This is a genomic window from Nocardioides sp. SLBN-35 (assembly GCF_006715725.1).
Taxonomy (GTDB): domain Bacteria; phylum Actinomycetota; class Actinomycetes; order Propionibacteriales; family Nocardioidaceae; genus Nocardioides.
This window is the reverse complement of the sequence record NZ_VFNU01000001.1, coordinates 4,626,275-4,644,009: the sequence shown is the minus strand read 5'-3', so window position 1 is coordinate 4,644,009 and position 17,735 is coordinate 4,626,275. Positions and strand designations below refer to the sequence as shown.

The following is a 17,735-nucleotide window of genomic DNA, read 5'->3' as shown; positions in this document are numbered from 1 at the left end:
GAACCCTATCGGTCCTCGACTACGTGGCGTACACGTCGACCTCGGTGGCCTTCACGACGAACGTCACGCTCGCTCCCGGAGCCAGCCCGAGCTCCGCGACCGAGGCGACGGTGACGTCGGCCGCCAGCTCGCCGGCGCGGACGCGGACCAGGTCGCCCAGCGGCTCCAGCTCGCTGATCACGACGGGCAGCGCGTTGCGCGGGCTGCCGCCCGGCGGCTCCGCGTGGACGGCGACCGCCGAGGGGCGGAACACCGCGACGGCGGCGGAGCCGACGACGGCCGGGGGATCGCCGGGGCTGCCGTGGAGGACCAGCCCGTCCGGCCGTCGTACGCCGTCGGGGGTGGCGCTGCCCGCGACCAGGTTGAGTCCGGCGAACCGGGCGGCGAAGGCGCTGCGGGGACGGGAGAGCACGTCGGCGGTGGCGCCCTGCTCGACCACCCGCCCGCCGTCGAGCACGACCACCCGGTCGGCGAGCAGCAGCGCGTCGAGGACGTGGTGGGTGACGATCACGGTGGTGCGCCCCGCGAGGACCCGGCGCAACAGCGTGCGCAGGGCCGGCGCGACCGCCACGTCGAGGGCCGCCATCGGCTCGTCGAGCAGCAGGAGCCGGGGTTCGGCGGCGAGGGCCCGGGCGACCGCGACCCGCTGGGCCTGGCCGCCGGAGAGCTGGGCGGGGCGGCGCTCGGCGAGCTCGGCGGCGTCGACCTCGCCCAGCCAGTGCGTGGCCGCGCTGCGGGCAGCGCGGCGGCCGGCGCCGGTGCTGCGGGGGCCGAAGGCGACGTTCTCGAGCACCGAGAGGTGGGGGAACAGGAGCGGGTCCTGCGCCAGGAGTGCGGTACGACGCGCGTGCGGCGCGACCCAGCGTCCGGGGCCGGTCAGCTCCTGCCCGTCGAGCACCACCCGCCCCGCGTCGGGGCGCAGCAGCCCGCCCAGGACGGCGAGGGTGGTGGACTTCCCGGCGCCGTTGGGGCCGAGCAGCGCGACAGTCTCGCCGTCGGCCACCTCGAAGGCGACGTCGACCTCGCGCTCGGCGACGACCACCTCGACCCGCGCGCTCACAGCGCGCCCTTGGGGCGGACCAGGCCGATGACCAGTACCGCCACCACGACCAGGACCAGGGACATCGCGACGGCCGCGTCGGCGTCGGTGACGCGGAGGTTGTAGATCAGCAGCGGCAGGGTCCGGGTGGTGCCCTCGAGGCTGCCGGCGAAGGTGATCGTGGCGCCGAACTCCCCGAGGGAGCGGGCGAAGGCGAGCACCGCGCCGGAGGCCAGGCCGGGCAGCACGAGCGGCAGGGTGACCCGGCGCAGCACGGTGGTGGGCCGCGCGCCGAGGGAGGCCGCGACGACGTCGTACCGCTCCCCGGCGGTGCGCAGCGCGCCCTCCAGGCTGACGACGAGGAACGGCAGCGACACGAAGGTCTGTGCCAGCACGACCGCGACCGAGGTGAACGCGATCCGGATGCCGAGCGCCTCGAGCTCGCCGCCGAGCAGCCCCTGGCGGCCGAAGGTCGAGAGCAGCGCGATGCCGCCGACGACCGGCGGCAGCACGAGGGGGAGCAGGACGAGCGAGCGCAGTACGCCGAGCCAGCGCGCCTCACTGCGGGCGAGCACGGTGGCCAGCGGGATGCCGAGGAGCAGGCAGAGCACGGTGCTGGCGGTCGACGTCTTGAGGCTGAGGACCAGCGCGGAGCGGGCGGCCTCGGAGGTGACCAGGCCCGGGAAGTCGCCCCACGCGATCCGGGTCGTCATCGAGGCGACCGGCAGCACCACGAACACGCCGGCGAGGAGGGCGGGCCCGAGGAGCCAGCGCGGCAGGCCGACGTGTCGGGTGTGGCTCACGAGGAGGGTGCCCCGAACCCGGCGTCCTGCAGCACCTTCTGGCCCTCGCCGAGGACCAGGTCGATCCACTGCTGGGCGAGGTCGGCGTGCTCCGAGCCCTCGACCGCGACGATCGGGTAGTGGTTGACGACGTCCGCGGCCTCCGGGAAGTCGATGCCCTCGACGTCGTCGCCGGCGGCGGACACGTCGGTGACGTACACCAGGCCGGCGTCGGCCTCGCCGTCCTCGACCTTGGTCAGCACGCCGGAGACGGACTCCTCCTCGCTGACGGGCGCGAAGGTGAGGCCGGCCGCGTCGGCGACCTTGAGAGCGGCGCTGCCGCAGGGCACCTCCGGCTGGCACAGCACCAACTTGGCGTCCTTCTTCGCCAGGTCGGCCAGGCCGGTGATCTTCGCGGGGTTGCCCGGCGGCACCGCGATCATCAAGGTGTTGGTCGCGAACTCGCTGGGGTCGCCGGAGGTCAGCTTCGCCGCCACCAGCTTGTCCATGTTGGCGGTGTCGGCGGAGGCGAACACGTCGGCCTCCGCGCCCTCGGTGATCTGCGCGACCAGGTCGGAGGAGCCGCCGAAGGACAGCTTCACGTCGACTCCCGGGTGGGCGTCCTCGAACCGGTCCTCGAGCTCCTCGAAGGTCTTCGCCAGGGAGGCGGCCGCGAAGACGGTCACCGTCTGGTCGCCGTCCTTGCCGACGGAGCCACCGTCCCCGTCGTCACCGCAGGCGGCGAGCGGGAGGGCGAGCAGGACGGCGGCGCCGGTCGCGCCGAGCCGGAGCCGGGTCGTGTTCATGGGGCCTCAGGACTTCCTCGGGACGGGTCGCTCGACGACGACGGTGGTGGACTTGACCGAGGCGATCGCCCGTACGCCGGGAGCCAGGCCCAGCTCCGCGGCGGCCTCCGCACTCATCAGCGACACGACCCGATAGGGCCCGCAGACCATCTCGACCTGGGCCATCACCGTGTCGGCGAGGACCCGGGTGACGATCCCGGTCATCCGGTTGCGGGCGCTGACCTCGCCGGCCCGGGTGCGATCCCGGTCGGCCTCGTCGACCAGCGATGCCGCCAGGCCGGCGAGGTCGACCCCCGGGATCACCGTGCGGCCGTCGACCGTGGCGCTGGGCACCCGCCCCGCCTCGATCCAGCGCCGGACGGTGTCGGTGGAGACGCCGAGCAGCTCGGCGGCCTCGGCCACGCGGTAGTCGGTCACGCTGCCACTTTGGCGCATCTGCGACTGTTTCGCCACTCTCTAGACGTATCTGCGTCAAGTATGGGGCCGAGGGCGGTGGCGGGGGCCGGGCTGGGACACTGGACCCGTCATGAGCCAGTCGCAGCCATCAGAGCGCCCGGGCCGCTACCAGCGATCCGCGGTGGGTCTCGTCACCTCGCTCGTCGTCACCGTCATCGCGATCGGCGCGCTGCTCTACTTCATGGGCGCCTTCCGCCCGGACTTCGAGGTCAAGCCCGAGGCGGTCGACTACGTCGAGATCGTCCAGTCCGCGCAGCAGGCCGGCCTGACCCCGATCTACCCCGATGCCCTGCCGAAGGGCTGGATCGCCACCGGCGTCGACGTCGAGCCCGGCGACCGCCCGGTGATCATGGTCCGGCTGCTCACCGACGACCAGAAGTTCGTCGCCGTACGCCAGGAGGACGCCTCGATCACCGCGATGCTGTCCCAGTGGGTCGACGAGGACACCGAGACCCGCCCCGGCTACACCGTGCCGTCCTCGGTCGCGAGCCCGGTCGCCCGCGACTGGTCGGGGTACGCCGACGCCGGCGGCGACTCCGCCTATGCCGCGGAGGTCGACGGCCAGACCGTGCTGGTCTTCGGGTCCGCGCCGGTCGAGGACCTCCAGGCGGTCGTCGACTCGCTGGTCACCACGCCGATCGGCTAGTCCTCGTCGGAGTCCTCACCCTCGCCCAGCACCGACTCCAGCCGCGCCCGGGCTCCGTCGAGCCAGCCCTGGCAGGTGGTGGCGAGTGCCTCGCCGCGCTCCCAGAGCGCGAGCGACTCCTCGAGCGTCGTACCTCCGGCCTCGAGCTGACGGACCACCTCGACCAGCTCGGCGCGCGCGTCCTCGTAGGACAGCTCCTCGCTCGGCTCCGGGGGCGTGGTGTCAGTCATGGATCTCCTCGGCGATCGGCTCGGAACGGGTGGCGGTGACGTGGATGCGGCCGTCGGCGACACGGACCGACAGCGCCGCGTCGGGGGAGACGTCGCCGACGGAGGTGACGACGTGGCCCTCGGCGTCCTGGAGGACGGCGTACCCGCGGCGCAGGGTGGCCAGCGGGGACAGGGCGCGGACCCGGGCGCGGCGGTGGTCGAGGTCGTCGGCGGCCCGGTCGAGCTGCCACTCGAGCCGGCGGCGGATCCGGGCGCGCCAGTCGTCGAGCTCGTCGACCCGGGCGTCGAGAAGGGAGCCGGGGTGCGCGAGCGCGGGGCGCGCGCGCAGCGCGTCGAGCTGGGACTGCTCGCGGTCGAGGCGGTGGCGCACGGCGCGGCGCAGCGCGTCGCGCGCCCGGTCGACCATCATCCGCTCCTGCGCCATGTCGGGCACGATCAGCTTCGCGGCGTCGGTGGGCGTGGAGGCGCGGACGTCTGCCACCAGGTCGAGCAGCGGGGAGTCCGGCTCGTGTCCGATCGCGGACACGACCGGGGTGCGGGCGGCGGCGACCACGCGGATCAGGCCCTCGTCGGAGAACGGCAGCAGGTCCTCGACCGAACCGCCGCCCCGGGCCACGACGATGACGTCGACCTCGGGGTCCGCGTCGAGGCGGCGTACGGCCTCGATCACCTCCTCGGCCGAGCGCTGGCCCTGCATGGCGGCGTACGCGGTGGTGAAGGCGACGGCCGGCCAGCGGCGGGTGGCGTTCTCGAGGACGTCGCGCTCGGCGGCAGACTTGGGAGCCGTGACCAGCCCGACGCGACGGGGTACGGCGGGCAGCCGGCGCTTGCGCTCCTGGGCGAACAGCCCCTCGGCGGCGAGCAACTGGCGGCGCCGCTCGAGCCGGGCGAGCAGCTCGCCGAGGCCGACCATCCGGATCTCGCGGGCGTTGAGGGAGAGGCTGCCGCGGTTGGCGTAGTAGGACGGCCGCGCGTGGATGACCACACTGGCCCCCTCGGTCACCGGCGTCGGCAGGCCGTCGAAGAGGACCCGCGAGCAGGTCACCGGCACCGAGATGTCGGCGACCGAGTCGCGCAGCGTCATGAAGACCGTCGCCAGGCCGGGGCGCCGGTTGACCTGGGTCACCTGGCCCTCGACCCACACCGCGCCGAGCCGGTCGATCCAGCCGGCGAGCGCGTTCGCGATCGCCCGGACCGGAGCCGGTTTCTCCAGCGACGTCTCGAGGGCCACGGCGGCGAGCCTATGGGACAGTGTCGACATGACGGCGACGACGCTCGTGATCGGCGAATCCGTGCTCGACGTGGTCGGCGGTGACGAGCGGCCCGGCGGGTCGGCGGTCAACGTGGCCGTCGCCCTGGCCCGGCTCGGGAGACCGGTCCGCCTCGCGACGGCGTACGCCGACGACCCGGCCGGTGGGGTGATCGCTCGGCACCTCCAGGAGGCCGGCGTGGGGCTCGCCGGCGATCCCCACGTGCTGGGCAGGACCCCGCGCGCGGAGGCCGTCATCGACGCGACCGGCGCGGCGTCGTACACCTTCGACATCGGGTGGCGGCTGCCCACCGTGCCCGACGAGTCCGCGCACGTCGTCCACGTGACCTCGCTGGCGCCGCTGCTCGACCCGGGCGCCGCCGATGTCCTCGCGCTGGTCGAGCGGATCGCGCCCACCACCTGCCTGACGTACGACGTCAACCTGCGTCCCGCGATCACCGGCACCCGCGCCCAGGTGCTCGAGCGGGTGCTGCGGACCGCGTCGGCAGCGACCTTCGTGAAGGCGTCCGACGAGGACCTGGTCGCGCTCTGGCCGGACCGGTCGGCGGGGGAGTCGGCCTCGGCGCTGCTCGCGCTGCCGGGCGGCCCGGTCGCCGTCATCGTCACCCACGGCGCGGAGGGCGCCTCCTGGCATGCCTGCTCCGGGCCGGACTGGTCCACCGGCGGCGTGCATGCCCAGCCGGTCGCCGTCGTCGACACGATCGGCGCCGGCGACACCTTCGCTGCCGCGCTCGTCGACCACCTCTGGCCGCTGCTCGGCGCCGGGGCCCGCGACCGGCTGGCCGCGCTCGGGCCACAGGAGTGGAGCGCCGCGCTGACCTACGCCGCCCGCGTCGCCGCCGTCACCGTCGGTCGACTGGGGGCCGACCCGCCGACCCGTGCGGAGGTCGGCGTCTCGCCCTGAGGCAGCGCGGGGTCGGTGCGCTGCGTGCGGAACTCACGGTGTCGTTTGGCGCTCGCTTCGCTCGCGCATGTCGCGCCGCCTGCCAACGCCGTTTCTTCCTCCCCCGCCCGCTCCCTCGTTCCTCGGTCGCGGGCTCCTCCGTGCAGAAACGGCGGGCGGCGCGACGGAAACCCGCTCGGGGCGGGCGTCGTGCGTTGCCGAGCGTCGTGCGAGCGTGGCGCTCCTCTAGTCTTGCCCGGTGCGCCTGCGGATCGACCTCGCCTACGACGGCGGCGACTTCCGGGGCTGGGCGTCGCAGCCGGGACTGCGCACGGTGCAGGCCGAGCTGACCGCCGCGTTGACCACGGTGCTGCGGCTGCCCGAGGGCTCACTGCGGGTCACCTGCGCGGGCCGCACCGACTCGGGCGTCCACGCGCGCGGGCAGGTCGTGCACGTCGACGTACCCGAGGCCCCGGAGGCGGGCTCGCCCACCGCGGCCCGGCAGGTCACCCAGCTCGACATCCTCGCCCGGCGGGTCAACGGGGTGCTCGACAAGACGGTGCGGGTGCACCGGATCAGCGAGGCGCCCGACGGGTTCGACGCGCGGTTCGCCGCGCTGTGGCGGCGCTATGCCTACCGGATCGTCGACGACCCGGCGCGTGCCGACCCGTTGACCCGCAACCACGTGCTGTTCTGGCCGCGGCGGCTCGACGTCGCGGCGATGGACGAGGCCGCGCGCTCGCTGGTCGGGCTCCACGACTTCGCCGCGTTCTGCAAGCACCGCGAAGGTGCGACGACGATCCGCACCCTGCTGGAGTTCGGCTGGACCCGCACGGATGACGAGCTGGTCGTGGGGCACGTGAAGGCCGACGCGTTCTGCCACTCGATGGTGCGCGCGCTGGTCGGCTGCATGATCGCGATCGGCGAGGGACGTCAGGACCCCGCCTGGGCGGTCGAGATCCTGACCGGGCGGCGGCGCGACCAGGGCGTGGTCGTGGTACCCGCCCACGGGCTGACGCTCGAGGAGGTCGCGTACCCGGACGCCGCCGGGCTGGCCGATCGCGTGGCACAGACCGCGGCCCGCCGTACCCACGCCGAGACGGACGGAGCCGAGGGGTGAGCGACGAGCACTACTTCTCCGCGGACCCCTCGGTCGCCTTCCAGCGCGCACCCGTCGCGGCCGAGGTCTGGGGCCACGAGCTGGCGCTGGTGAGCGGGTCCGGCGTGTTCGCGCAGGGCCGCCTGGACATCGGCACGTCGGTCCTGTTCCGCGAGACCCAGGCGCCCACCGGCGGCCGGATCCTCGACCTCGGCTGTGGGTACGGCGTGATCGGGCTCGCCTGCGCCGTCGCCGCCCCGAGCGCCACGGTCACCGCCGTCGACGTCAACCAGCGCGCGGTGCTGCTCGCCAACGAGAACGCCGAGTCGCTGGGAGTCGCGGAGCGCTACACCGCGATGGTCCCGGAGCAGGTCGACCCCGCGGCGACGTACGACGAGATCTGGTCCAACCCCCCGATCCGGATCGGCAAGGCGGCGCTCCACGAGCTGCTGCTGACCTGGCTGCCCCGCCTCGCGCCCGGCGGCCGCGCGGTGATGGTGGTCGGCAAGAACCTCGGCGCCGACTCGCTGCAGCGCTGGCTCGGCGAGCAGGGCTTCCCGACCGAGCGGATCGCCAGCGCGAAGGGGTTCCGGGTCCTCGAGACCCGCCGCGCCTGACCGGGCGCTCCTTAGAGTGGGCGTCATGCCGACCGAGTTCACCGTGCGAGGGTCGCACTCCGCCTTCCAGCCGCCCGAGCGCGGCACCGCGCACATCACGCTGGCCTTCCAGGGCCCCGCGCTGCAGCCCGCCTACGACCGCGTCGTCCACGACCTGGAGGCCGTGAAGGCCTCCATCCAGGAGCTCCACGACCCCGCCGACGGGCCGGTCACCTGGTGGTCGACGCAGCACGTGCGCACCTGGGCGCAGCGCCCGTGGAACAAGGACGGCAAGCAGCTCCCGCTCGTCCACCACGCCAGCGTCGGCGTCCAGGTGAAGTTCCGCGACTTCGGCCGGCTCGCCACCTGGGTGGGCCGGCTGGTCAGCTCCGCCGAGGGCTTCCGGCTCGACGGCGTCGAGTGGGCGCTCACCGAGGCGCGCCGGGTCGAGCTCGAGCGCACCGTGCGGGTCCGGGCGGTGCAGGAGGCGGCCCGCCGCGCCCAGGAGTACGCCGACGCGCTCGGCCTCGGGACCGTACGGCCGGTCGCGGTGGCCGACGCGGGCATGCTCAGCCAGGGCATCTCACCGATAGGCGGCGGCCCGGCGGCGTACATGCGGATGGCGGCCAAGGAGTCCGGCGGCGGTGCCGAGCTCGAGCTGGCACCCGAGGACATCGAGGTCTCCGCGGAGGTGGACGCCCGCTTCGTCGCGGAATGACCGGGTCGACGCCGACGGCCGCTGCCGGTCAGGACGTGACCTTCGCCTGTGCGAGGACGGCGGCGGCCGGCCCCGTCGCCGGCACCCGCCCCCAGAGCATGAGCAGCAGGTCCGCCGCGGGCGCGGCCAGCTCGACCGGCTCGCCGGCCGCGCCGGGCTCGAGCACGAGCGAGCGGTCGAGATCGGTGGCGACCAGGCGGACGGGCGCGGGCAGCGGCTCGGTGCGCCCGAGCCGGACCTGGCGAGGGTAGAAGAGCGTCGCGACCTCGTCGAGGCCGTCCCAGCCGAGCTCCGGGCCCAGCCGCCACTCGCCGGCGCGAGCCTGGGAGTCGAGGGCGTCGTACAGGTGCATGGTGACCTCGTGGAACTGGCGGCGCTGCCAGAACCCGGCCCGCTTGTCGGACCCGAAGGTCCACACCGTCGTGTCGGGTGCCGTCTGCCGCAGTACGTCGAGGAGGCGCCCGGCGGCAGCCCGGTAGCCGTCGACGAGCGCGTCGCGCTCCGGCCCGGGCGCCGGGCTGTCCCCGTCGGGCGAGTGGTCGGTGACGGCGTGCGTCGCCCACGCGTGCACCCAGCGGGTGTGCTCGCCGAGGTCGGCGAGACTCCAGCCCGGGCAGGCCGGGACGGGCGCGGCGAGGTCGCCGGTCGCCAGCACCTGCGCGAACTCGCCCGTCGTCTTCTCCAGCAGGTCGATCCACTCCATGGCGAGATCCTTGCAGGGCCCGGCGACGGCGCGCCGCTGGACAGATGGATACGCCGTATGCATACTCCGTACCTATGTCCATCAAGCACGGTCTCCTGGCGCTCCTGGCGCCGGGCCCGAAGTACGGCTACCAGCTGAAGGCCGAGTTCGAGGCCACGACCGGGTCGGCCTGGCCGCTGAACATCGGGCAGGTCTACTCGACCCTCCAGCGCCTCGAGAAGGGCGGCCAGATCGAGGCCGACGGGGTGCCGGACGACGACGGGCGCGTGGTCTACGCGCTCACCCCTGCCGGTCGCGAGGAGCTCGCCGGCTGGTTCCGCTCCCCGATCGCCCAGGAGTCGCGACCGCGCGACGAGCTCGCGATCAAGCTGGCGATGGCGGTCAGCACGCCGGGCGTCGAGGCCGGCGAGGTGGTGCAGGCCCAGCGCCGACAGGCGATGAGCTCCCTACAGTCCCTGACCCGCGTCAAGGCGTCCGTCCCGGACGAGGACCTGGCCCGGGTGATGGTGGTCGACTCGCTGATCTTCGCCGTCGAGGCCGAGGTCAGCTGGCTCGACCGGTGTGAAGCCCGGCTCCGCAAGGCCCGAACCGCAAAGACCCCCGAGAAGGAGGCCGTCCAGTGACCGCCAACCCCGTCCTGGAGATCCGCAACGCCGGCAAGGTGTACGGCGTCGGCGAGACCCTGGTGACCGCCCTGCACGCGGCCTCGCTCTCGGTCGCCCCGGGTGAGCTGGTCGCCGTACGCGGCGCCTCGGGCTCCGGCAAGAGCACCCTGCTGCACCTGGCCGGCGGTCTCGACGCCCCGAGCACCGGCGACGTCCTCGTCGAAGGCAGGTCGCTGTCCGGACTGGCGCGCAAGGAGCTGGCCCGGCTGCGGCGCCGCTCGATCGGCTACGTCTTCCAGGACCTCAACCTGGTGCCGTCGTTGACCGCTGCCGAGAACATCGCGCTGCCCCGTGAGCTCGACGGCACCCCGGCCGCCGAGGCCCGGACCGAGGCGCTCGCCGCGCTGGAGGAGATCGGCCTGCGCGAGGTCGCCGACCGGTTCCCCGACGAGATGTCCGGTGGCCAGCAGCAGCGGGTCGCGATCGCCCGCGCCCTGATCGGCCCGCGGCGCCTGGTGCTCGCCGACGAGCCGACCGGGGCGCTGGACAGTGAGACCGGGGAGGGCGTGCTGCGCCTGCTGCGGGCGCGTTGCGACGCCGGTGCCGCCTGCCTGCTGGTCACCCACGAGCCCCGGCACTCCGCCTGGGCCGACCGGGTGGTGTTCATCAGCGACGGCGCCATCGTCGACGAGACGACGGCCGACGCGCCGGCCGTGCTCGACCTCGGGGCACTGACGTGAGCGTGTGGCGGCCGGCCCAGCGGATGGCCCGGCGCTCGATCCGCCGCAACCTCGCCCGGTCGATCCTGATCGCGCTGCTCATCGGGCTCCCGGTCGCGGTGGCCACGTTCAGCGACGTGCTGCACCGCTCGAGCGACTCCCCGGCGGCGTACGCCCAGCGGAACCTCGGCAGCGCCGACGCCAAGCTCGTCGTCACCCCGGCGGAGCGGATCAAGGACTTCCGCCTCATCTCCGAGTGGAACGGCGGCTACTCCACCGTCGGCGAGCGCGACCCCGCGACGGTCGACGTGCCCGGCCTGCTGCCGCCGGGGACCGAGCTCGAGGTCGCCGGCGCGAGCGACGGCGGTCCGTTCCTGCTGCTCCGCAAGGGCGACCGGTACGACGAGGGGCCCCTGTCCCAGGCGACGATGCCGTCGGTCTTCCAGCCCGACCGGCTCCAGCTGCGCGACGGCGCGTACCCCGGCGCCGGCGAGATCGCGATCACCCAGCGCACCGCGGACAAGCTCCGTGTCGGCCCGGGCGACGTGGTCACCGACGACCTGTCCGGCACCGAGATCACCGTCAGCGGCATCGTCCGCGACGCGCAGTGCCTGCGCTGCAGCAGCTCCTACGCCCAGCCGGGGCAGCAGGTCGTCCCGAAGCCGCGGGCCGACGGGCCCTACGACAACTCGCCGACGTACCTCGTCGACCTGCCGCCCGGAGTGAGCGCCGACGCGCTCGCGCACCGCCTCGCCCAGCAGGGCGTCCTGCTCTACCCGCGCGACACCTACCTCCACCGGGACCGCTACCAGACCTGGGACGAGCCGGTCACCCTCGACCAGGTGCGCGGGGTCGCGCTGACCACCCTGATCGTGGGACTCGGCCTGCTCGAGGTGATCCTGCTGGCCGGCGCGGCCTTCGCGGTCGGCGCGCGCAAGCAGGTCCGCGACATGGGCCTGATCAGCGCCGGCGGCGCCTCGCCGCGCCAGCTGCGGGCGGTCCTGCTCGTCCAGGGCGCCACCCTCGGCGTGCTCGGCACCGCCGGCGGGGTCGCCGCCGGCCTGTTGGTCGCCCGCCTCGGCTGGCCGCTGTGGGAGTGGCTCAACGGCGAGGTGCTGCCGGTCTTCCGGATCGGGCCCGAGGTGCTGATCGCGGTCGTAGTCGGCGTGCTGTCCGGGGTGCTGGCGGCCGTCGTCCCCGCGATCGGCGCCGCCCGCAAGCAGCCGCTCGACGCGCTGTCGGGCCGGTTCCGGACCAGTCGGCAGCACTCCCGGCGGACCGCCATCGTGGGAGTCCTCGCCATCGGCGCCGGCGTCGTCCTCGGCCTGGTCGGCAGCGGCATGATGGCCGGCGACTTCGCGGCGTACGGCGACGCGCTGTCCACCGCCCGCCTCACCGGGGTCTCGCTCCAGGCGCCCAGCCCGACCGTCCCGATCGCGCTCGTGCTCGCCGGTGCTGTCGCGGGCGTCGCCGGCCTGGTACTGGTGATGCCGTCCCTGCTCGGCCTGCTGGGCCGGATCGGCGCCCGGCTGCCGCTGCCCGGACGACTGGCGGTGCGCGACGCCGACCGCCACCGCCACCGCACCGGACCCGCCACCAGCGCGATCATGCTGGCCGTCGCCGGATCGGTCGTGGCGGCGTTCGCGATGACCGGGTCGGCGCGCGCCGACGAGGCCCGCTGGCTGCCGGACCTGCCGGAGCACACGATGCGGGTCTACGCGCAGTACGGCGACGGCCAGGCCGAGACCACGGCGATCACCACCGCGGCGACCGAGCGGGCGGCGGCCGTCCTCCCCGGCGCGCAGGTGCTGGCCCCCTTCGAGCTCGGCTACGCCGTACCGGAGTCCCAGCAGGAGCTGGGCGCGACACCGGTCCAGTCGATCTGGTTCAACGACAACCTGGCCTGCGACAGCAGCTGCGTCACCTACGGCAGCACCGGCTCGGCGGCGATCGCGGACCCGGCGGTGGTGCGGCTCACCCTCGGGCGGGACCTCACCGCCGAGGAGCAGGCGGCCCTCGACCGAGGAGAGGTCCTCGCCACCTCGCCGTCGATGGTCGACGCCGACGGCAAGGTCACTGCGAGCCTCGACCTCAAGATCGACGCGGAGGGCGCCGAGGCGGACATCCCGCGGCTGGAGCTGCCCGCGCGGGTGGCGCCGCGCACGACCTTCTACACCTCGTTGCCCGGTGTCTTCATGAGCGCCGAGACGGCCGCCGCGAACGGGCTGGTGCCGATCCCCGACGCCACCCGGCTGATCACCTACGCCGCCGACGCCACGCCGGCCGAGGTGCGGGCCGGCGTACGCGCGGCGCGGGAGGGACACCGTGCAGGTGCCTCGATCGGGGAGCCGTACCACGACGACTACGGCATCGCGCTGCTCGTCGTCGGCGGCGTCGCCGGGCTGGTCACCCTGATCGGCGTCGCGATCGCCGTCGCGCTCTCCGCGGCCGAGGGCCGTCGCGAGCTGGCGACCCTGTCCGCGGTGGGAGCCGATCCCGCCGTACGACGCCGGCTGGCCGGCGCGCAGGCCCTGGTCATCTCGGGGGTCGGCGCTCTGGTCGGAGTGCTGCTCGGCAGCTTCGTGTCCTACGCCCTGCGGGCGACGTTCGGGGCGCCGTCGTTCACGGTGCCGTGGGCGAACCTCGCGGGCGTGGGGCTCGGGGTTCCGGTGCTCGCGGCGCTGCTGACCGCGGCGTGCACGCGCTCGAAGGTGCCCGTGCTGGAGCGGCGAGCTTGATCTCGATAAGCGCGTCGCGACCTCGTGCCTCGGTCGCTGCGCTACTCGACCTCCCCGCCTGGTCCGTGCGCCGCCTCGTTCCTCGGAGCCGCACGGGGCGGTGAAATCGGTTCGCGGCCGGCGGCCTCGTCGCGGAGAATCGACCCTCGTGGGTCATGTGGAGGTCGCCGGTGTCCGGTTCGAGCTGCCCGACGGGCGGGTGCTGCTCGACGACGTGTCGTTCCGGGTCGGGGACGGCGCCAAGGTCGCGCTGGTCGGCGCCAACGGTGCGGGCAAGACCACCCTGCTGCGCATCATCACGGGCGACCTCGTGCCCCACGCCGGTGCGGTCACCCGCTCCGGCGGGCTCGGCGTGATGCGCCAGATGGTCGACCGCGGCCTCGGCGACGAGCCGACCATCGCGGACCTGCTGCTCGGCCTCGCGCCCGAGCGGGTCCGCAAGGCGGCGGCCGAGGTCGACCGCTGGGAGCTGGCCCTGATGGACACCGACGACGAGGCCACCCAGCTGGCCTACGCCCACGCCCTGGCCGAGTACGCCGACGCCGGCGGCTACGACGTCGAGGTGGTCTGGGACGTGTGCACCGTCAAGGCGCTGGCACTGCCCTACGACCGGGCGAAGTACCGCGAGCTGCGCACGTTGAGCGGCGGCGAGCAGAAGCGGCTCGTGCTCGAGTACCTCCTCGCCGGACCGGAGGAGGTGCTGCTCCTCGACGAGCCCGACAACTTCCTCGACGTCCCCGGCAAGATCTGGCTGGAGCAGCGGATCGCCGCCTCCGACAAGACGATCCTGTTCATCAGCCACGACCGCGAGCTGCTCGCCAACGCCGCCACCCACGTGGTCACCGTCGAGCTCGGGGCGGGCGGCGGGGGCAACAGCGTCTGGACGCACCCGGGCGGCTTCGCGTCGTACCACGAGGCCAGGAAGGACCGGTTCGCCCGCTTCGCCGAGCTGCGCCGGCGCTGGGACGAGGAGCACGCCAAGATCAAGGCCCTGGTGCTGCGGCTCAAGATCAAGGCGGAGTACAACGACGGCATGTCGTCGCAGTACCGCGCGGCGCAGACCCGGCTGCGCAAGTTCGAGGAGGCCGGCCCGCCGACCGAGCAGCCGCGCGAGCAGCAGGTCACGATGCGGCTCTCGGGGGCGCGGACCGGCAAGCGCGCGGTGGTGTGCGAGTCGCTGGAGCTGACCGGCCTGATGAAGCCTTTCGACCTCGAGGTCTGGTACGGCGACCGGCTGGCCGTGCTGGGGTCCAACGGCTCCGGCAAGTCCCACTTCCTGCGGCTGCTCGCCGCGGGCGGCAGCGACCCCGACGTGGAGCACCGCCCGGTCGGGGACGTCGAGATCGCGCCGGTGCGGCACAGCGGTCGGGCCCGGCTGGGTGCCCGGGTGCGGCCGGGCTGGTTCGTGCAGACCCACGAGCACCCCGAGCTGGTCGGCCGGACGCTGGTCGAGATCCTGCACCGCGGCGACGGCGTACCGAACGGGCGCCAGGGGATGGGGCGCGAGCAGGCGAGCCGGGTCCTCGACCGCTACGAGCTCGCGGCCAGTGCCGAGCAGCCCTTCGAGTCGCTGTCCGGCGGTCAGCAGGCACGCTTCCAGATCCTGCTGCTCGAGCTGTCCGGGGCGACCCTGCTGCTGCTCGACGAGCCCACCGACAACCTCGACGTGCAGTCCGCCGAGGCCCTCGAGGAGGGCCTGGCCGCCTTCGACGGGACCGTCGTCGCGGTCACCCACGACCGCTGGTTCGCCCGCGGGTTCGACCGGTTCTGCGTGTTCGGCGCCGACGGCACGGTCTACGAGTCCGACGGGCCGGTCTGGGACGAGGGACGAGTGGCCCGGGCCCGATGAGTGCGCTGGAGCTGGTCACGATCGGGCCGGGCGACGACGCCGCGATCCTCGCCTGGGCCGAGGTGGTCGCGGCCTCGCTGCGCCACGAGCTCGGCCACCACGCGACGCCGTGGGCCGCCGAGGAGCTCGCGGTCGTCGTACGTGAGCCGGACCGGCTGCGCCGCGACTCCTTCCTGCTCGGGCTGGTCGGCGGGGAGCCGGTCGCCGCCGGCTGGCTGGCGGTGCGCCTGCTCGACAACCTCGACGGAGCCCAGCTCGACGTCCACGTGCTGCCGTCCCACCGCCGCCGCGGCCTGGGCGGGCAGCTGCTGGACCGGCTCGAGGAGCTCGCGGCCGGCGAGGGCCGGACCCGCCTCGATGCCCGCGCCCAGTGGACCTACGACGGTCCCGCCGACGGCGCCGGTACGGCCGGGATCGTCTTCGCGGCCCGCCACGGCTACGGGTTCGGGATCGGCGAGGTGCAGCGCGAGCTGCCGCTGCCCGCCACGGACGACCGGCTCGCGGAGCTGGCCGCTGGTGCGGCGGCGCACCACGCGGCGTACCGGATCGTGTCGTGGGCCGGGCCGATCCCCGACGACCTCGTCGCCGGCTGGTTGGCCGTCTCCAGCACGCTGATGACCGAGGCGCCGGCCGGTGAGGTGACGCGCGGGGAGGAGTCCGCCGACGTCGCGGCGTACCGCACCGCCGAGGCGCTCCAGGCCCGCCAGGGCCGCACGCCGTGGCACACGGTCGCGCTCGGCGGTGCCGGTGAGGTCGTCGGCTACACGCAGCTGATGGTCCCCGACCACGAGCCCGTCTTCGTGCACCAGTGGGGCACGCTGGTGCGGCGCGACCACCGCGGCCACCGGCTCGGCCTGGCGCTCAAGGTCGCGAACCTGCGGGCCCTGCAGCGCGACCTCGACACGACCGGGCGCCGCGTCGTGACCTGGAACGCCGAGGTCAACGGCCCGATGATCGCCGTCAACGAGCTGATGGGCTTCGCGCCGACCGCCCGCTCGGCCGAGCTGCAGAAGATCGCCGCCCCGCGCGATTAATCCCTTGGTTCCGGCGCGCCGGGATGCAACGGTGGGGGTGTCACCCCTCTTGCTGTGGAAGGACGACCATGACTGCCAACGGTGCGAACGACGATCTCAAGGCGAAGATGCGCGAGGCCCTCGACCGCAAGAACCACAAGGAGCAGGGCGTCCACGCGGACGGGCCGACCAAGGAGAAGGCACACGGCTCCGAGGTCGTCGGCGGCGCTCCGAAGATGCACCGGCGCAAGGCCGGGGGCGGCGGCTCCTAGTGTCGACAGGACACTAGGAGTCCGAGCCGAGCTTGAGCTCGGTCGTGCTCTCCTTGCCGCCCCGCAGGTAGGTCACCTTGACGCTGTCGCCGGGTCGGTAGGAGCGGATCGTCGCGATCAGAGCCTCGCTGCCGTCGATCTGGTGGGAGTCGATCGCGGTGATGACGTCGTCCTGCTTCAGGCCGGCGTCGGCCGCGGCCGAGCCCTTCTCGAGCTGGGCGATGCGGGCGCCGCTGAGCGTGGTGTCGCTCGAGCCCGCCGTACCACCGACGTCGGCGACCTGGATGCCCAGCCGTGCGTGCGTCGGCGTCTCGCCCGACCGGAGCTGGTCGATGATCGGCAGCACCTCGTCGATCGGGATCGCGAAGCCCAGTCCGATCGAGCCCGACTCGGCACCCTGCTGACCCGACGACGTCGACCGGATGGACGCGTTGATGCCGACCAGCTGGCCGTCCATGTTGACCAGCGGGCCGCCACTGTTGCCCGGGTTGATCGCCGCGTCGGTCTGGATGGCGGGGTACGCCGTGGCGTTGCCCTGCGCGTCGCGGGCGACCTCGACAGGGCGGTCGAGCGCGCTGACGATGCCGCTGGTGACCGTAGCGTCCAGGCCGAAGGGCGACCCGATCGCGACGACCTGCTCGCCCACGTCGAGGTTGCTCGACTTGCCGATGGTGATCGGCTTCAGGTCGGCGACGCCCTCGACCTTGACCAGCGCGGTGTCGGTCAGCGGGTCGGTGCCGACGACGGTGGCGCGCACCTTCTTGCCGTTGTTGAACGACACGGTCACCTCGGCCTGGTCGGCCGGGATCTCCCCGCCGAGGGTCACCACGTGGTCGTTGGTGAGGATCAGGCCCTCCGTGTCGAGCACGACACCCGACCCGCTGCCCGCCGCCCCGCCGCCGCTGACGTCGAGCGCCACCACGGACGGCAGTACGGCGGCAGCGACCGCCTCCACGCTGCCCGACGCCGGCTTGGGGTTGCCGTTGTCGACCACCGAGAGGGGTGTGTTGCCGGAACCACCGGAGCCGCCCGACGCGCTGTCGTAGATCGCCGCCGTGGCGACCCCGGCCCCGCCGCCGACCACCAGGGCACCGGTCAGCACCGCCACCGCGAACCCGGCCCGGCGGGGACGCCGCTGTGGGGACGGCGTCGGTCCGAACGAGGCCGGCGGGAACGGAGGCGGCGGCGGGAACTGGGTCATGCCCCCATCGTGGTGAGCGTCCCTGTGATCCGGCTGAGGACGGGTTGAGGAGTTGCCCTGAGAGGGCTGGGCGGGCGGGCGTGGCGGCCGGGACAAGTAACACGCTGTCC

19 protein-coding genes are annotated in these 17,735 nt (G+C 74.1%); 11 read left to right on the top strand and 8 right to left on the bottom strand.

Going from position 1 to position 17,735, the window contains the following annotated elements:
* Positions 1–19: 19 nt before the first annotated feature.
* From FBY23_RS22355 to FBY23_RS22340, 4 genes are read right to left on the bottom strand one after another with little or no spacing between them, the layout of a single operon-like run.
* On the bottom strand, positions 20–1,060 hold the full coding sequence (locus tag FBY23_RS22355) for a sulfate/molybdate ABC transporter ATP-binding protein (protein WP_141800156.1): 1,041 nt from the start codon (positions 1,058–1,060) through the stop codon (positions 20–22).
* Entirely contained in the window at positions 1,057–1,842 is a 786-nt protein-coding gene (locus FBY23_RS22350; RefSeq protein ID WP_260806506.1) for an ABC transporter permease, read from the bottom strand. The genes FBY23_RS22355 and FBY23_RS22350 overlap by 4 nt, the downstream gene beginning before the upstream one ends.
* Positions 1,839–2,627 carry a molybdate ABC transporter substrate-binding protein gene (modA, locus tag FBY23_RS22345; RefSeq protein ID WP_141800155.1) on the bottom strand — a complete coding sequence of 263 codons (789 nt, stop codon included), beginning with the start codon at positions 2,625–2,627 and terminating at the stop codon, positions 1,839–1,841. Before modA ends, FBY23_RS22350 begins: the two co-directional genes overlap by 4 nt.
* Before the next feature lie 6 nt (positions 2,628–2,633).
* Positions 2,634–3,044 (bottom strand): helix-turn-helix domain-containing protein, encoded by a 411-nt coding sequence (locus tag FBY23_RS22340; protein WP_260806505.1) that lies wholly within the window; start codon positions 3,042–3,044, stop codon positions 2,634–2,636.
* A 109-nt stretch (positions 3,045–3,153) separates the two neighbouring features.
* On the opposite strand from FBY23_RS22340, the gene FBY23_RS22335 reads away from it, so the two are divergent.
* On the top strand, positions 3,154–3,729 hold the full coding sequence (locus FBY23_RS22335) for a DUF4245 family protein (protein WP_141800153.1): 576 nt from the start codon (positions 3,154–3,156) through the stop codon (positions 3,727–3,729).
* Here FBY23_RS22335 and FBY23_RS22330 read toward each other — a convergent pair.
* Positions 3,726–3,959, bottom strand: a complete 234-nt coding sequence (locus FBY23_RS22330; RefSeq protein WP_141800152.1) for an exodeoxyribonuclease VII small subunit — start codon at positions 3,957–3,959, stop codon at positions 3,726–3,728. The genes FBY23_RS22335 and FBY23_RS22330 overlap by 4 nt on opposite strands.
* Positions 3,952–5,190, bottom strand: coding sequence for an exodeoxyribonuclease VII large subunit (xseA, locus tag FBY23_RS22325; RefSeq protein WP_141800151.1), 1,239 nt, complete (start codon positions 5,188–5,190; stop codon positions 3,952–3,954). The genes FBY23_RS22330 and xseA overlap by 8 nt, the downstream gene beginning before the upstream one ends.
* 28 nt (positions 5,191–5,218) lie before the next feature.
* Between xseA and FBY23_RS22320 the strand changes: the two genes are divergently transcribed.
* From FBY23_RS22320 to FBY23_RS22305, 4 genes are all read left to right on the top strand, one after another.
* On the top strand, positions 5,219–6,133 hold the full coding sequence (locus tag FBY23_RS22320; protein ID WP_141800150.1) for a PfkB family carbohydrate kinase: 915 nt from the start codon (positions 5,219–5,221) through the stop codon (positions 6,131–6,133).
* 238 nt (positions 6,134–6,371) lie between these two features.
* Positions 6,372–7,232, top strand: coding sequence for a tRNA pseudouridine(38-40) synthase TruA (gene truA / locus FBY23_RS22315; protein WP_141800149.1), 861 nt, complete (start codon positions 6,372–6,374; stop codon positions 7,230–7,232).
* A complete protein-coding gene (locus FBY23_RS22310) occupies positions 7,229–7,828 on the top strand; it encodes a class I SAM-dependent methyltransferase (protein ID WP_141800148.1) in 600 nt (199 codons plus the stop codon). Before truA ends, FBY23_RS22310 begins: the two co-directional genes overlap by 4 nt.
* A gap of 25 nt (positions 7,829–7,853) precedes the next feature.
* Positions 7,854–8,525: an SIMPL domain-containing protein gene (locus tag FBY23_RS22305; RefSeq protein ID WP_141800147.1), complete on the top strand. Its 672-nt coding sequence runs from the start codon at positions 7,854–7,856 to the stop codon at positions 8,523–8,525.
* A gap of 28 nt (positions 8,526–8,553) precedes the next feature.
* Here FBY23_RS22305 and FBY23_RS22300 read toward each other — a convergent pair whose 3' ends face one another.
* On the bottom strand, positions 8,554–9,228 hold the full coding sequence (locus tag FBY23_RS22300) for a maleylpyruvate isomerase family mycothiol-dependent enzyme (protein WP_160158335.1): 675 nt from the start codon (positions 9,226–9,228) through the stop codon (positions 8,554–8,556).
* 74 nt (positions 9,229–9,302) lie between these two features.
* Here FBY23_RS22300 and FBY23_RS22295 point away from each other — a divergent pair, with 74 nt between their 5' ends.
* The 6 genes from FBY23_RS22295 (at position 9,303) to FBY23_RS22270 (ending at position 16,424) form a co-directional block, all read left to right on the top strand.
* On the top strand, positions 9,303–9,851 hold the full coding sequence (locus FBY23_RS22295) for a PadR family transcriptional regulator (protein WP_141800145.1): 549 nt from the start codon (positions 9,303–9,305) through the stop codon (positions 9,849–9,851).
* The gene (locus FBY23_RS22290; RefSeq protein WP_141800144.1) at positions 9,848–10,573 is read left to right on the top strand and encodes an ABC transporter ATP-binding protein; all 726 of its coding nucleotides are present in this window, start codon (positions 9,848–9,850) and stop codon (positions 10,571–10,573) included. Before FBY23_RS22295 ends, FBY23_RS22290 begins: the two co-directional genes overlap by 4 nt.
* A complete protein-coding gene (locus tag FBY23_RS22285) occupies positions 10,570–13,290 on the top strand; it encodes an FtsX-like permease family protein (protein WP_141800143.1) in 2,721 nt (906 codons plus the stop codon). Before FBY23_RS22290 ends, FBY23_RS22285 begins: the two co-directional genes overlap by 4 nt.
* A gap of 148 nt (positions 13,291–13,438) precedes the next feature.
* Positions 13,439–15,139, top strand: coding sequence for an ABC-F family ATP-binding cassette domain-containing protein (locus tag FBY23_RS22280; protein WP_141800142.1), 1,701 nt, complete (start codon positions 13,439–13,441; stop codon positions 15,137–15,139).
* Positions 15,136–16,173: a GNAT family N-acetyltransferase gene (locus FBY23_RS22275; protein ID WP_141800141.1), complete on the top strand. Its 1,038-nt coding sequence runs from the start codon at positions 15,136–15,138 to the stop codon at positions 16,171–16,173. Before FBY23_RS22280 ends, FBY23_RS22275 begins: the two co-directional genes overlap by 4 nt.
* 68 nt (positions 16,174–16,241) lie before the next feature.
* On the top strand, positions 16,242–16,424 hold the full coding sequence (locus tag FBY23_RS22270; RefSeq protein WP_141800140.1) for a DUF5302 domain-containing protein: 183 nt from the start codon (positions 16,242–16,244) through the stop codon (positions 16,422–16,424).
* A 13-nt stretch (positions 16,425–16,437) separates the two neighbouring features.
* On the opposite strand, the gene FBY23_RS22265 is transcribed toward FBY23_RS22270, so the two are convergent.
* Positions 16,438–17,625: a S1C family serine protease gene (locus FBY23_RS22265; protein WP_141800139.1), complete on the bottom strand. Its 1,188-nt coding sequence runs from the start codon at positions 17,623–17,625 to the stop codon at positions 16,438–16,440.
* Positions 17,626–17,735: the final 110 nt, after the last annotated feature.